This window comes from Bacillus sp. FSL K6-2841 (genome assembly GCF_037976435.1).
In the GTDB taxonomy this organism is placed as follows: Bacteria; Bacillota; Bacilli; order Bacillales; family Bacillaceae; genus Bacillus; species Bacillus pumilus.
Genome location: NZ_CP150266.1, coordinates 706,868 through 722,986, shown reverse-complemented (window position 1 = coordinate 722,986; position 16,119 = coordinate 706,868). Strand labels below are relative to the sequence as shown.

The 16,119-nt window shown below is 44.5% G+C and carries 4 protein-coding genes; 1 reads left to right on the top strand and 3 read right to left on the bottom strand.

Annotation, left to right across the window (positions count from 1 at the left end; translation table 11 throughout):
* Positions 1-16: 16 nt before the first annotated feature.
* A complete protein-coding gene (locus MHH68_RS03465; protein WP_339165152.1) occupies positions 17-1,423 on the top strand; it encodes an alkaline phosphatase in 1,407 nt (468 codons plus the stop codon).
* Between the two features lie 42 nt (positions 1,424-1,465).
* On the opposite strand, the gene MHH68_RS03460 is transcribed toward MHH68_RS03465, so the two are convergent.
* Genes MHH68_RS03460 through MHH68_RS03450 form a run of 3 tightly spaced genes read right to left on the bottom strand, consistent with a single transcriptional unit; the run spans position 1,466 to position 16,101 of the window.
* Complete coding sequence (locus tag MHH68_RS03460) at positions 1,466-2,473, bottom strand: phosphotransferase enzyme family protein (protein ID WP_061407032.1); 1,008 nt, start codon at positions 2,471-2,473, stop codon at positions 1,466-1,468.
* Complete coding sequence (locus tag MHH68_RS03455) at positions 2,466-8,876, bottom strand: HAD-IIIC family phosphatase (RefSeq protein WP_339165150.1); 6,411 nt, start codon at positions 8,874-8,876, stop codon at positions 2,466-2,468. Before MHH68_RS03455 ends, MHH68_RS03460 begins: the two co-directional genes overlap by 8 nt.
* The gene (locus MHH68_RS03450; RefSeq protein WP_339165148.1) at positions 8,869-16,101 is read right to left on the bottom strand and encodes an SDR family NAD(P)-dependent oxidoreductase; all 7,233 of its coding nucleotides are present in this window, start codon (positions 16,099-16,101) and stop codon (positions 8,869-8,871) included. Before MHH68_RS03450 ends, MHH68_RS03455 begins: the two co-directional genes overlap by 8 nt.
* Between the last annotated feature and the right edge of the window lie 18 nt (positions 16,102-16,119).

Genomic DNA, 16,119 nt, shown 5'->3' with positions numbered 1-16,119 from the left:
TAAAAGGGGATTTTTCATGGGCTCTATGGATCGTAAAAAACGTATTTATCTTATGAGTGGAATTCTAGTAGTACTCGTATTCGCTGCTTTATTGACCTCACATTATGTCACTCCCGTATCAACAAATGCAGCAGACAAGAAACAAACGAAAACACCAAAAAATATTATTTTTATCGTTGGCGATGGAATGGGGATGCCCGTGATCAAAGCCTACCGCACATTCAAGCAAGAAAAGCTTGGTTCTCCAAAAGCACAAACCGTCTGGGACCCGCATTTAGTCGGGATGCAGACCACACACCCAGATGATCCTCGAGATAATATTACCGACTCAGCTGCCGCAGCCACGGCCATGGCGACTGGAAAAAAGACATACAATGATGCCATCGCCGTCAACCAAGATAAAGAACCTCTTAGAAGTGTCGTTGAAGCAGCAAAGGAAGCACAAATGAAAACAGCCTTTGTTGTCTCATCTGACATCACCGATGCGACACCTGCCGCTTTTGGCACACATAACGTCTCCCGAAAAAACAAAGAACAAATTGCAGACCACTTTTTTGATGAGAAAATAGGTGGAGAGCACAAAGTTGATATCCTTCTAGGTGGCGGAATGCAATATTTTGACCGAAAAGACCGTGATCTTGTGAAAGAATTTAAGAAGAGCGGATATTCCATTCTAAGATCAAAAGATGATTTAACTTCCCAATCATCTTCGAAAATGCTCGGCTTATTCCAAGAGGACGAGCTGGATCGAGCCATCGATCGTCCAAAGCATGTGCCTACTTTAAAAGACATGACACTGGCAGCATTGACCCAATTAAATCAAGACAATTCGCATGGGTTTTTCATGCTGCTTGAAGGCAGTACCATTGATTCTGCTGGACATGAAAATGATGTGGTCGGCGCCATGAGTGAGATGGAGGATTTTGAGAAAGCAGTCCAAGCGGCTCTTCAATTCGCTAAAAAGGATCAAGAAACCCTCGTCGTCATCACAGCAGATCATGCGACTGGCGGCTTTTCGTTTGGTGCAGATGGCATGACAAGTGAAACCGGCTATAAATGGGACCCAGCACCCATTCTAGCTGCTAAGAAAACACCTGTGTATATGACAAAGAAAATCGCAGACGGCCAATCGGTACGTGATGTCCTTCACACCAATATTGATTTCTCACTCACAAAAAAGGAAATCTCACAGGTGGAAAAAGCGGCACAATCAGGGAAGGCCAGTACGATTCAACTCAGCATTCAACACATCTTTGATCAACGTTCTTTCTCAGGCTGGACAACCTTTGCTCATACAGGTGAGGATGTCCCTGTCTATGCATATGGACCTGGGAAAGTAGCATTTCAAGGCTGGATCGATAATACAAAGCAAGGAAAGAATCTGTTTCACATCATTGAATCACCGTCCACCTATCGCCCATAAAAAAACAATCCCCGCCTTATTACAGAGGCGGGGATTTTGAAGTTAAGATTGACTTAGCTTTGTAAAGTCAAACGTTGTAATCGGCGCTGCTTGCTCAATGTCGGAGCGGAAGCTAGCGAGCATGGCCTTCTCTTCTTCTCCGATGGTAGCCAAATCAAATGCTTGATGCAGCAAGCCATAGATCAGCACGTGACGTAAGCGAAGGAAGTCAGGAATGTAGGCAAGCCACTCATCCCCAAGCTCATTCTCCTCACGATAGCCTTTAAGGAATTGCTTCATAAAGTTTCCTGCAAAAGCTGCTTTGTCTTCGTATGGAATGACTGGGTACCACAACACATTGTATAGCAAAATGCTAATATCATTCATAAACCAATTGTACCCGATATCATCGAAATCAAAGGTCGTAATTTTGCCTTGATCCCAGTGGAAGTTTCCGTGATGAAGATCCGCATGAACCAATCCGTACGTATCCTGATTTTTCGGCAGCTTTGACAGCTTTTCCATCAACCGATCCGCTTGTTCGAACACAAGCGTCTGATCGGCTGGTACATACTTACGTAATTTAAGCTGCTCCTCTTCATCCCACTCTTGTCTTTTATATCGCGGGTCTGACAGCTGATAGCTTTTTGTCAGTTTATGCATGCGGCCTGTGTACTGTCCAAGCGCATAAAATAATTCATCATTCCAGTCTGCCTCTTCAACTTTATGACCTGGTGCTTTTTCATAGACTCGCAGCAAAAATGAACCACCTTGCCCATCGTCTACTTGCTCGATATCACGGCCATTTAATGAAGCAATTGGTTTTGCAACCGAAAGTCCGCCCTTCGCTAAGTGATGGAGCCATTCCATTTCACCTAAAATATAATCAGGTGATCTGCGGATGGTATGGGTAATTTTTAAAATGAAAGACTCTCCGTCTTTTTTAAGTTCATACACATAGTTTTCTGCATCTGCGATAAAGTGGATGTCACTTCGCTGGACTCCGTATAAATGAGTGGCCTCATCTAAAATTTTTGATTCTTCATATATGGCTTTTACATCTTTATGCATGCTGATTCTCCCTCTTCATATATTTTGCTAATTCTCGAATGGTGTGTTTTTCAGCAAAATTCAAATCATCAACATACCAACCCTTCTTTTCAATCTCTACTTCCATTTTGACAGCAAGTAAAGAATTTCCTCCCAAATCGAAAAAGTCGTTGTCAATTCCTACTTTTTCCACATGAAGAATGTCACACCAAATCTCAAGAAGCAATGCCTCGCGTTCATTAGTGGGCTGTGCGTAAAGTCCTTGATCCTGCGTTAGTTCTGTCTTTAATAATGATCGCAGACCTTCTTGATCATGTACCTTAAGGGCTTTTACATAACCGCTGTGCAGCGTTTGATCTGTTTGAACCGTTTCCCATGTGTAACCTCCAGAAGCTGAATGACTTACTGTCTCCACCTTTTGACCCTCTATTTCTTCAGCCGGGTGCTGACGAGGTGACAGGTGGTCAACAATCTGAATGTGATCACTTAGTGAACCGATTTCTTCCACTTGTATACGGTATGTTTGCTGCTCCTCAATCTCCTGCATCTTGTTTTCTTTCATAAATGACTTGAACAGCTCATTACGTCCAGTCGATGCAAATGTGAATTCAATAGCAGAAATCTGGTGCTGACGGCTATACTCAGCGAGCCATGTCAGACATTTTTGCTCAATCCCTTTCCCTAGCGCACGGCAGCTTAGCATCCATGCATCGATGATCAAGGTGTCGCCTGCATGATGAGCCAAGATCGCCCCTACAATTCCTTCATGACTGAAGCGATCCGCTGACTCAATAATCCAGCCCTGAACACGCTCATTTTCCAATCGCTCTCTTAGCTGCTGTTCATCAAAGCGCTGATCATTTAAGCGGAATTGGTTAATGCGGCTGCTCATTTGCGCCACGCGGGCAAGGTGCTTTTCTTCCCACTCTGTTACACTCATGTTCAAATTCAAATCTTGTAAAAATTGCTCCATAGACGGCGATTCTGCTTGCTCTTTTTGACGAGCTTTTTCAGCCTTGTAGCTCGTTGTTCGCCCTCTATCTTCATCTGTAATATCATAGCGGTCGAATGCCCAAGCATGCTGGGCGAATAATGGAATCGCTTTTTCATTGGCAGGTAACAGCAGTGTCATCACTTCAGGCAGCTCTTCATTCATACGCAAGCACTGAGCAGGATCATCGTCTAAGAAAATAAACTGAGATAATGAAAGATTCAGTGAATCTGCCATCTCTTTGAGATGTGCCGGTTTACTTTCCCAATTGATCCGCCAGTCGACAATATCGTCTTTTTGCAAGATCATATCTGGGTGGTTTTCAAACACGCGCCACACATCTTCTTCATTATTCCTGCTGCTTAAGACAAGCAAGAGACCTTCTTTTTGCTTTTGTTTTAAAAAGCGCTGAAGCATTTGATGTTCTGGCGTAATATCGATGCCTTCTATACCGTCTTCTGAAACGACACCTCTCCAAAGCGTGTGATCACAATCAATGGCTGCTACCTTAAATGGTGCGCCTTGCCATGCAATGAACTCACGTGCGACTTTTGTTCCGATGGCTCCACAAAAGACTTCTGTGAATGGGAGATGTGCGGCTTGCTCTCCTTTTGCATCAAAGATGTCATTCATCTGATATTGCTGCGCAAGCTGACGGCAATCAATCAATTGAACACCGTCTATCTCAGATAATTGAGTAATCCACTCTTGTTCCACATCTTGCAGCGTGTCTTTAAGAGCAGCACTTATCGGCAGAATCCCAACAAAATATAGGTTATGTTTCGTTTTTGATTTCAGAACGCTTGCAAGTTCTTCAGCATGCTCTGCAGCCTGTTTTTTCTTTTCTTCCAGTGAAAGATGAGCTGGGCCTGTAATATCCTCTAAACGAATGAGCAGAAGGTTCGCACCGTTTTTCTTCTGTGAGATAAGGCTGCGCTCATTTAATAATTCCTGATATACCTGCCCATACGGTGCAAATTGAACATCCAGCTGCACGTCAAACTGTTTGGTCCAGTACTGAATGTAAGGTGCGATCGGATCTGCTGTAAATGTCGAGCTGACCGTTAGTACGAGCGGTGCTTTTTCCTCTGCACGCTCCCTTTTCTCCTTTGCTGCCTGTTCTTCTTCCTGTGAAAGAACAGCGAAATCCTTGAGCAATTGATCAGGTGTTTGAACAGCCTGTTCGACCAAGTGCTCGAAGTGCTTGACGAACGCTTGCATTGTCTCATGTTTAAACAGTGCAAGATTGTATTGAAGGACGCACTTTAACTCACCTGTTACTTCTCTAACAACATCCATTTTCATATCGAGTTTGGAAATTCCCTTTGCAAACTCATGTGTTTCAAATGTTAGTCCATCGGCTTCGATTTTAATATTCGGATCGTACTCATTATGGTAAATGAGCATTGTATCAAAAAATGGATTGCGATGCGGTCTTGTTTTTGGATTCAGATGCTCGACCATTTGATCAAATGGGTACTCTTGATGGTCATACGCATCCAGCAGCACTTGCTTTGTCTGCGCCAGTTGATCTGTAAAGGTTGCGTCTTGTACCATGTCTAGTTTAATAGGCAGGAAGTTTGTGAACATGCCAATTGTATGCTCGATATCTGCATGACGTCTTCCAGCCACAAGTGACCCAACAATCAGCTTCTCTTGATCTGCATAACGTGAGAGCAGCAGTCCATAGAGCTGGAACAAGATGACGTTATTTGTCAGCTGATACTGTTCAGCAAGCTGTTCAATTTTCTCCACGATGTGCGGTTCAATGTTGAATTTGATCGCTCTTCCTAAGAAGGATTGTTCCTTCCGTTCAAAATCATATGGCATTGTCAAAGTTGGCACATTTGAGCCAATTTGCTGCTTCCAATAATCCTGCTGCTTTTGGAACATCTCGCTGCGGAAATATTTGTCTTGCCATTCTGCATAATCTTTATATTGAACAGTGAGTTCCGGCAAGGTTTCCCCTCGATAGAGCTCAGTAAATTCTTTAATAAAGATGTTCATGCTCGCTCCATCCGCCACAATATTATGCATATCGACTAATAAGAGGTGATCATGTGCTGCGATTTTCACAAAACGCACACGGATCAATGGTGCAGCCTTTAAGTCAAATGGACGAATGAATTCATCGATTTGTGCTTCTAATCCTTCTTCATCAGCCTCTGTCAATTCAACAGCAAACTGGAAGTCATCATGGACCCGCTGAACCGGTTCACCATCTTTTAATTCAAAGGTCGTTCGCAAGGTTTCGTGACGATCAATTAATTGCTTGAAGGTCTGCTCAAAGCGCTCGACGTCAATTTCCCCTTTACATCTTAGTGCCATCGGCATGTTGTATGAGGTCACTTGACCAATACGCTGATGAATGAGGAATGTCCGTCTTTGAGCAGCAGATAATGGATACGTGTCTTTCTTTTCGACTGGTTCAATCTTGAAATATTGATGCTTCTCAGCCTTCTCGATGAATGCTTGGAGCTTTTCAATCGTCGGATTGTTAAACATATCTGTGAGCGTTAGCTCTACACCAAACTCTTTGTGAATTTGAGAAATGAGACCGGTGGCATTTAACGAATGTCCCCCAAGCTCAAAGAAATGGTCGTCTCTTTCCACCTTTTCAATTCCTAAAATGTCTTTCCACATCCGCTGTAACGTTGCCTCAATGTCATTCGATGCGGCGGCATGGACTTGATTGTTTTCTTCTATTTCCTGTGTCTTGTTTTCCTTTGGCACCACCATTTGCACACCTGAAGATGAAGATAATGCGGCTGTATCTACCTTTTCAATCCAATATCGTTGTCGTTCAAACGGATAGGTTGGCAAGGATACTTTTTGATTTGATGTCTGATTTCGCAATCTTGTCCAGTCAACCGGCACCCCTTGAAGCCAGATGTCACCCAATCTTCCCAGCAGGTAGCGGTCGTCGGCTGCCTCTTCTTTTGGATGACGCATTAATGGAATCGGCTGCTGATGATGTTCCTTTGAAGCTTGGCGAATAAAGGCACTTAACGTATTCCCTGGCCCGACTTCAACGAAAATAGGATCAAGCTCCGTTAATAATGTCTCCGCTCCATCACGGAAACGAACTGCTTGCCGCAAATGATCAGCCCAATATGCCGGGTCTTGCACTGCTTCATGGTCAATCCATGTACCTGTGACGTTAGAAATATACGGGATAGACGGCGCATTCAATTGATACTCGGCGACCTTTTCTTTAAATGATGGCAAGATGTCATCCATCATTTTAGAATGGAAGGCATGAGAAGTGTGAAGCTTTCTACACCCATGTCCAGCAGCCTCCAGCTTCTCAGCAAGTGCATCAATGGCTGCGGTCTCACCTGACACTACGCACAATTCAGGACCATTTACTGCTGCAAGTGAAAGATCATCTGTTAAGTATGGCAGCACGTCCTGTTCACTCAAAGGAACGCTCAGCATAGAGCCTTTTGGAAGCTGGCTAATGAGCTGTCCGCGATAAGCCACAAGATCTACGGCATCTTCAACAGATAGTAAACCAGATACCGCAGCAGCCGTGTATTCTCCAATACTGTGGCCGATCAGTGCCTGCGGTTTGACGCCAAAATGAATCAGCAATTTAGCCAAAGCATATTCCACACTAAACAGAAGCGGCTGCGTGTATTCTGTTTGGTTGATCAGCTGACGATCATCACTTTCTTCTGTTGAAAACAAAAGACGAAATGGGTCAACTGAGACATGCTGTTTGAATTGATTCAAGCATTGATCCAGCGCTTCCTTAAAGACTGGATATTTGTCATAAAGCTGACGCCCCATGTCTACATACTGAGATCCTTGGCCTGGGAAAAGAAAGACGACTGGACGGCTTGATGTTTGGGAGCTGGCCGTCTTGACCACCTCTTTTGACCTTTGACTGAGTGCCTGCAGCATGTCAGCCGTGTTACTTCCAAGAATGACACGTTTATGCGGAAAATGATGGCGCCCTGTTTGCAGCGTATAGGCAACGTCACTTAGACGGACTTGCTGCTGATGCTGGAGTAAGTAGTCCGCAAGACGATCCGTCATTTTTTCAAGAGCTGCTGGTGTTTTGGCAGATAATAAAAGAAGTTCACTATCCTCAGGACTATCTGTTGCTACACGTGCAGCAGGTGCTTCTTCTAAAATGACATGAGCATTTGTTCCACCTATCCCAAATGAGCTTACACCTGCCCGGCGAGGAGATTCTTGCGTGCTCCATGGCGTCAAATCTGTGTTTACAACAAAAGGTGAATCGGCAAACTCAATTTTTTCATTTGGTGTTTCAAAATGAATGGTCGGCGGAATCACTTGATGCTTTAAGCTTAAAACGGTTTTAATAAAGCCCGCGACACCTGATGCATCATTCAAATGACCAACATTCGATTTGACAGACCCAATGCGGCAAAAGCCTTTTTTATCTGTATCAAATGCTTGCTTGAGCGCTTCAATTTCGATCGGATCTCCGAGGGTTGTCCCGGTTCCATGTGCTTCAATGTACGAAATGGTTTCAGGTTCCACCTCAGCCATTCGAAGTGCTGTCTTAATCGCTGAAACTTGACCTTTCGTACTTGGTGCTGTATATCCTACTTTTCTATTTCCGTCATTATTAATAGATGATCCTTTAATGACAGCATAAATGTGATCGCCGTCTTCAATGGCATCCTCTAAATTTTTTAAAATAACAGCACCTGCACCATCACCAAAAACGGTTCCATCGGCTTTGTTATCAAAGACGCGGCAATGTCCGTCAGATGAATGGATCATGCCTTCTTGATACAGATAGCCCGATTTTTGCGGCAGGCGAATGGACACGCCGCCTGCAACTGCCATATGACAGTCGCCGCTTAATAAAGCCTGAACGGCTAAATGAATCGATACCATCGAGGTCGAGCAGGCGGTTTGTACCACCATACTCGGTCCCTTCAGATTTAATTTATATGAAATCATCGTCGCTAAATAATCACGCATATTCAGAACGGCAGCTTCCAGTGTTTTCGAATCTTCACCTTGTGCCGCCCCTTGAAGTGCTCTCATGACCCATTCTGTATTGATCCCTGCACCTGTATAAAGACCGATTTGCCCTTTATATTCAAACGGATCGTACCCAGCGTCTTCAAGCGCCGTCCAAACACATTCATGAAACAGTCTAAACTGCGGGTCCATCATAGCCGCTTCCTTTGGTGTATAGTCAAAGAAATCTGCATCAAATAAATCCACATCATCTAGCATTCCTTTTGCTTTAACAAAACGGGGGTTTTTTAATAAAGCTTCATCTGTACCTTCACGCCGTAATTCTTCCTCTGTAAAAAAAGAAATTGTTTCTTTTCCCTTTTTCAGATTCTCCCAGTACTCATCTACATTTTTGGCCCCTGGAAAACGACCTGCAAGACCGATAACAGCAATTTCTGCGCCATGATAGTGATTCGTTGTATCATTCATTCTCGATTCCGCCTCTCAATCTTTTATTCCGTTGCTGTTTAAAACGAGCTCTTCGATCACCTGAAGTGACGACGGCTAGTTCTTCTTCCATCGCTTCTTCCTTCGAGTCCTCAGAAGGCTGGATATATTTCGCAAGCTCTGCAACAGAAGGGTACGTAAACAAGGTCACAACCGCTTCATTTGTTTGAAGTGCTTGATTTAACCGATTGGTGACTTGAACAATATCCAGCGAGCTTGCGCCGAGATCAAAGAAATTGTCGTGAATGCCCACTTGTTCCATGCCCATAAAATCCTGCCATACTTGACAGATCGCTTTTTCAGTTTCATTTCGAGGCGCCACATATGGATTGCCCAGCTCTGGTCTTTCGTGCTTAGACACTTCGTATGAATCCTCATCTGGTGCGGTCTTAGGCTCTAGTGATAGCCATTGATCTATCCGTTCATCAAGATTTCCTGTGGACACAAGCATGTGTCGATTCTGCCGGTTAGACAGAACATACTGGAACAGCTCAGCACCCTCTTCTGGTAAAATCGCAAGCTCATTGATCGATTCACCAATTGTGGATTCTAGCTCACCCCAGAAATTCCATGCATCCCAGTTCACACACATCCACGGGGTTTGACTATGTTGATTAAGTCTAGCTGCAAATGCATCCATATATAAGTTAGCCGCTGAGTAAGCAGAGAATCCTAAGCCCCCAAGCAATGCACTAATGGAAGAAAAGAGAAGACAAAAGTCTGCTTGTTCTTGTTCCAGCAGCTGCTCTAGCACATCAAGCCCTTTCACCTTTGATTGGAATTGATCCTCTCCCTGCGCCAGTGTAGAAGGGATATCTTTGATTGCACGGAAGGATGTACTTCCTGGTAATCCTGCTGCATGGAATACACCATGAACGCCGCCATGCTTTTTGCGAATGGCATCAAATACACGTTTCATCTGATCAAGATCTCCTGCATTCGCCTGCACCGCTTCTACTGTTGCCCCTAATCGTTCGAGCTCAAGCACCTTTTCAATTCTCGTGCGCTGCGCTTCATCGGCATTTGCTTGTTGAACATATGACGCCCATTCATTTCTTGGCGGCAATGCCGTTCTTCCAGTTAAATAAAGATGTACATTTCCTTCCTTCGCCAGCATCTTTGACAGAACAAATCCGATACCACCTAAACCTCCTGTAATCAGATACACACCATTTGGCCTGATCATCTTCGGAAGTCCATCTTCTTTTTGCAGCGGCAAATGCTTGTAGCTCTGCACCCAGCGCTTTCGATGACGATACGCCACAAGCTGGTCCTTTCCAGGCTGCATGATTTCCTGCAAAATAAGATCGACAAGGACTTGTTCCTTCCAAGACATGACTTCTGGCACGTCTTCCACATCGATATTCCAGCACTTAATATGATGGTATTCCTGTGAAATGACTTTACATGGTCCAAGCATTGCACTTTTCTCTGCACATATCGTCTCATTGCCTGTGACTGGCTGAATTCCGCTAGTGATCGTAAACAGACGGCATTCTCGAATATTTTTTTGGGCAGCAATCGCTTGAGATAAGAAAATTAAACTGTAATAGCCTTTTTCAATGTGCGCCTGAAAAGCAGCTTGACGATTCGAGTTGTCATCTTCTTTCGCAGCTTCCCATAAATGCAGAATCCGCTGGATATTGATGCCTCTATTAGACAATGAATCTAGCATATTTCGGTAGTGCTGGCCTTCTGCCGGATTGATCGTAAACGAATCATCTTGCACTTGATAAGCTTCACCCTTTGTGACAGAAATGACCTTGATCCCTTTTTGCTTAAATGAATGGGTAAACAGTTCATGAAAAGCATCCTGTTCCCTGAAAATGAGCCACGTTTGTTCTTCTGTTTCTTTTTCGAAAACTGGTTTTAGCGGCTGCTGTTCCCATGAAGGCAGGTAGAACCATTCTTCCATCTCTTTCTTCTTCGTTTCCTTAGGGGCGGATAGCTGCGGAGACGCGGACTTTCCTGCTTCAATCCAATATCGTTTCCGCTCAAATGGATAGGTCGGCAGCGATACGAGCTGACGTTCCTCTTGAGTTGGATGTTGCTGCGCTTTGACCTCGTAGCCCCCTGCCCATAGCTCTCCTATTCTCTTTAAGAAATATGCATGGTCATCCGCTTGTTCTCTCGTATGCCTCACCATATTCAGGACATCATGATGTGACTCTTTGTTTTCATGACGTTTCGCTAATGCCGTCAAGCTGTTTCCAGGTCCAACTTCAATGAGTGCTCGTACTTCATCGGTTAACAGCTGAGATAGACCTTCATGAAAACGAACGGTTCCACGCAGGTGGTTCGTCCAATAAGATGCTGTCATCACATCTTCTCTTGTCGCCCATGTGCCTGTGACATTCGATATAAACGGAATCACCGGCTCTTGCAATTCTACTTTTTCTACGATTTGTTGAAACGCCTCAAGCATTGGCTCCATCATGTAGGAATGAAAGGCATGAGAAGTATGGAGCTGTCTTGTGATAATTCCTTTGTCTTGCAGTTTCTTTTCAAATGCAGCGATATGCTCTTCTCTTCCAGAAACGACACAAAGGTCTTTTGCATTGACAGCAGCAACAGAAAGCGATTCATCGATCATCGAGACGAGTTCCGCCTCTGGTAATTGCACACTAAGCATCGCGCCTTTTTCCATGTCTTGCATTAATCTTCCTCTTGCCATCACGAGTGTTAATGCAGACTCGAGAGAAAAGACCCCTGACAAACAAGCGGCAACGTATTCGCCGATACTGTGTCCAATCATTGATTCTGGCTCAACACCGCTATGTTGAAGCAATTTGGCTAATGCATACTCAAATATAAAGAGGAGCGGCTGGGCATTTGACGTTTTTGTGATGTCTTCGTTCGTTTCATCCTCGGAAAAAACAATGCCCTTTAAATCCACTTGCTCCGTTTCCATTACATATTTAAAACATCTATCTACTTCCCATTTGAACACTGGCTCTGCATCATATAACCCGCGCATCATACCAGCATACTGAGCGCCTTGACCTGAAAACATAAAGGTTGCTTTGCGCCATTTTTGGCTTCGGAACACACTCGTTTCAAGCTGTTTCTGCTGCATCCATTCATCAGCAGACGCGAGTACGATCGCTTTTCGGTATGGAAACTGCTTTCTGCCATACCGCAATGTATAAGCAATATCTTCAAGCGGGACTTGAGGATGCTGGATCACATACTGCTTTAATTGCTCTGTCATTTTCGCTAAAGCAGTATCTGTTTTAGCAGATAAGACGAGCAGCTGCTTTTGGGTAGAAGCTGGTTTTTGCTTCGCCTGTATGCCCTCTTCTATGATCATATGAGCGTTCGTTCCGCCGATACCAAAAGAGCTGACTCCCGCTCTTCTCGGACCATCTGCTTCCTTCCAATACAACGCCTTTTGATTCACATAAAACGGTGTATCTTTGAAAGGAATTTCCTGATTGGGTGATTCATAATGAATGGTTGGCGGGATCGTTTTATGCTGGAGAGCCAAAATGGCCTTAAACAGACCTGCAATCCCTGCCGCACTATTTAAGTGTCCGACATTACTTTTCACAGAACCGATCGGAATCGTCAGCGGATCTGTCCCTTTGAACACTTGGCTAAGAGCGGATACCTCAATTGGATCTCCCATTTTTGTCCCCGTACCGTGAGCTTCTATATAACCGATAGACGCGGGATCGATACCTGATTTTTCATACGTTTCTTTTAAAACCTCTGCTTGTCCTTCCACGCTCGGAGCGGTAAAACCAGCTTTTCGGCTGCCATCATTGTTCACACCAACCCCCTTGATGACCGCATGAATCGGGTTGCCGTCTCTCATCGCATCTTCATAACGTTTTAGTAGAACAATCCCCGCTCCATCTCCGAAAATGGTTCCGCTCGCCTCTTGGTCAAACGGACGGCAATGTCCATCTTTTGATTGAATCATCCCATCTTGATAGATGTAGCCGATATTTTCTGGAGAACTGACCGTCACACCGCCAGCCAGTGCGGCATCACATTCTTGATTCAATAATGCTTGACAGGCCATGCCTATGTTGACAAGCGAGGTCGAACAAGCTGTCTGCATGGTCACACTAGGCCCGTGCAAATTCAATTTATAAGAAAGCTGCGTACTAAAAAACTCACGATCATTTAACAGCATGGCGCTGAACTGCTCAGTTGCTTCCATTTGATGGGCAAAGCGCGTCAGCCACTCATGGTTTGGACTCGTTCCTGTATAAACGCCAATTTTCCCTGCCATTCGATCAGGATCACAGCCAGCATCCTCCAGCGCTTCCCAAGCACATTCATGCAAGAGCCTGAACTGCGGATCCATTAGCTCTGCCTCTCTAGCAGAATAGTTAAAGAAGTCTGCATCAAAGCCTTCGATCTCTTGTAAACGACCTTTTGCTCCAATGAAATTCGGATGCTGGTAGACAGACGCATCCAGCCCTGCTTTCTTGAGCTCTTCTTCTGTGAAAAAGTGAATCATTTCCTCGCCATTCACAAGACGCTGCCAAAAGTCTTCTAGCGATGAAGCTCCTGGGAATCTTCCAGCCATTCCGACAATCGCAATATCCGTATGCTCCTGGGACGTGTTTTTTACTGGGCGAGAAGCAGGCGTTTGAACCTGCTCTGACTGTTCTTCAAACAAATATTCAGCAAGACTTGCCACTGTCGCAAACCGATACAATTGCACAGTGTCAATTTGCTTGTCCACGTGCTCAGATATTTTCGCTGCAAGCTGAGAAATATCAAGGGATGTCGCACCAAATTCAAAAAATGGCGATTCATCATCCATTTGATCAAACCCAAAATGAGTTTGCACAATGTCGTGAATCTCTTTTTGTAATGAAGCGAGTGAAGCAAAGGCACGCTGTTCATTCTGCGGCTTTTGCGGTTCAATGGCTGCCATCGTAGTTGTTTGTGCAGAGAAATCGGTTTTATGAAATGGGTACCCAGGCAGCGGAATACGCTGCCTGTTCTTCTCATCTGTTACAGGAAAAGCTAAGCCGACTCCTATTTCCCAAAGAACACCTGCAATTTGAAGCATGTCTCCATCAAGTGGTTCGGTTGTTTTTTCTGCTCCCTTTTCAAATACAATCCCTTGTTTCATTGAAAGCTCAATGATCAAAGCTGGTGATTCTTGCTCAATCATTGGTGATTTTACTGGCTGATCCATATTAAGAAGACCTTTTGCAGACGATGGGTCGAAAGTGATTAGTTCCTCCCCGGTTTGCTGCAAGTAAACAGGCTGCTTTAGTGTCCTCTGAGGCAGGGAAGCCAGCCTTTGATTAACCATCTCGGTGTCATGAAGATGGTACACAATAGATACCGCATCATTTAGCTCAAGGCCGCCTGCTGCATATAAAGCTGTCCAGACTCCGCTGCCTTCTCCAATCCAGCCATCTGGTTCAATTCCGAGTGATCTTAGCATGTTAGCAAAAGCCGATGTCATGATCAGCATCGCCACTTCTGATTGACGGCTTTGTTTAGGATGGAACAGCTCATCTTTTTTGATAGGTAAAGCGGGTTGGACAAGGCTTACGATTCGATCCACTTCTGTTTTGAAAGAAGGATCTTTCTCATACAGCTCGATGTAATCACGTAAACCTGACTCATGGTACCCCTTCAGCTTCATGTTGATCCGTTTATAAAGATGACTTTCTCTGCCTGCTGTCTCTTCATTCAGCAATTGCAGCTCCGCTAATAACTCTTCCCGCGTGGAACAGACAAACGCTTTTCGATATTTGAAAGCCTTTCTTCCACTTTGTAAGGTATAAGCTGCTTCACCAAGTGAGAGATCAGGATGTGAGGAGACATATTCCTTTAAGTTTTTTGTCATGTTCTTCAGATCATGCATTGATCTAGCTGAGAGCACAATTAATTCTTTGGACGAGGCCTTGCTGTTTGTTTTTCTCGGCTGTGCCTCTTCTAAGATGACATGAGCATTTGCTCCCCCTATACCAAAGGCACTGACTCCAGCTCTCCTTGGCAATTGAGATGTCTTCCACTCCTCTTTGTCTGTCCCAACATAAAATGGGGTTTGATCAAAAGAAATACGGTGATTCGGCTTCTCAAAGTGCGGCATCGGGGCAAATTGACGATGATGCAGCATCATGACTGTTTTGATAAAACCAGCTACGCCGCTTGCGGCATCTAAATGACCAATATTGGCTTTGACTGATCCAATTCGGCAATAGCCTTGTTGATCTGTTTGAAAAGCACGAGTAAGCGCCTCAATCTCAATCGGATCTCCAACAGGCGTACCCGTTCCATGTGCTTCGATATAAGAAATCGTCTCTGGTTCTGTCTCAGCCATTTCTAACGCAGATTCAATAACACTTGCCTGTCCACTCACACTTGGGGCTGTATAGCCGACTTTATTACTTCCATCATTGTTCGTTGCAGATCCTTTTACGACAGCATAAATAAAATCTCCATCTTCTATCGCATCTTTTAATCGTTTTAGTGCAACAACGCCTGCACCTTCACCAAAAACGGTTCCTTTTGCTTTTTCATCAAACGGACGGCAATGACCATCAGGAGAATAAATCATTCCTTCTTGGTATTGATAGCCTGTGATTTGCGGCTGATGAAGTGTGACACCTCCAGCTAACGCAAGGTCACATTCACCGCCGATTAATCCTTGGCAGGCCATATGGATCGCAACAAGTGATGTGGAGCAAGCCGTTTGCACCGATACGCTTGGACCTTTTAGATTTAATTTATAGGCAATTCGAGAAGCAAAGGATGGGTCATTGAGATGCATGATTTGAAACACATCTTCGTTCTTTGCAAGTGACGACATATGCTGCCCCATCCACGATAGATTGCTAGATGCCCCGGCATAAAGACCAATTAAACCTTCGTATTGCTCAGGTTCATAGCCTGCATCCTCAAGCGCATGCCATGTGCATTCATGCATCAATCGAATTTGCGGGTCCATAATCGATGCCTCTCGCGGAGAGTAGCCAAAAAAGTCTGCATCAAATGATGATGCCTGTTTTAAATATGGCTTTGCCTTGACATAATCAGAACGTTTTAGCAGCGTCTCATCTACACCCGCTGCCTTTAATTCTTCATCAGTGAAAAACGTAACGGATTCTTTCCCTTGCGACACATTTTCCCAAAACGCTTGCACATTCGGTGCCCCAGGAAATGTACCTGCTAATCCTACAACTGCAATTTCAAGTCCAGATTCGCTCCATTGCTCTTGATCAGACATACGCTGCATTTCTCCCAT

What these genes read in the sequence shown, in the direction of transcription:
- MHH68_RS03450 (WP_339165148.1), bottom strand. Translation starts at nt 16,101, where the DNA reads ATGTCTGATCAAGAGCAATGGAGCGAATCTGGACTTGAAATTGCAGTT.
- MHH68_RS03455 (WP_339165150.1), bottom strand. Translation starts at nt 8,876, where the DNA reads ATGAATGATACAACGAATCACTATCATGGCGCAGAAATTGCTGTTATC.
- MHH68_RS03465 (WP_339165152.1), top strand. Translation starts at nt 17, where the DNA reads ATGGGCTCTATGGATCGTAAAAAACGTATTTATCTTATGAGTGGAATT.
- MHH68_RS03460 (WP_061407032.1), bottom strand. Translation starts at nt 2,473, where the DNA reads ATGCATAAAGATGTAAAAGCCATATATGAAGAATCAAAAATTTTAGAT.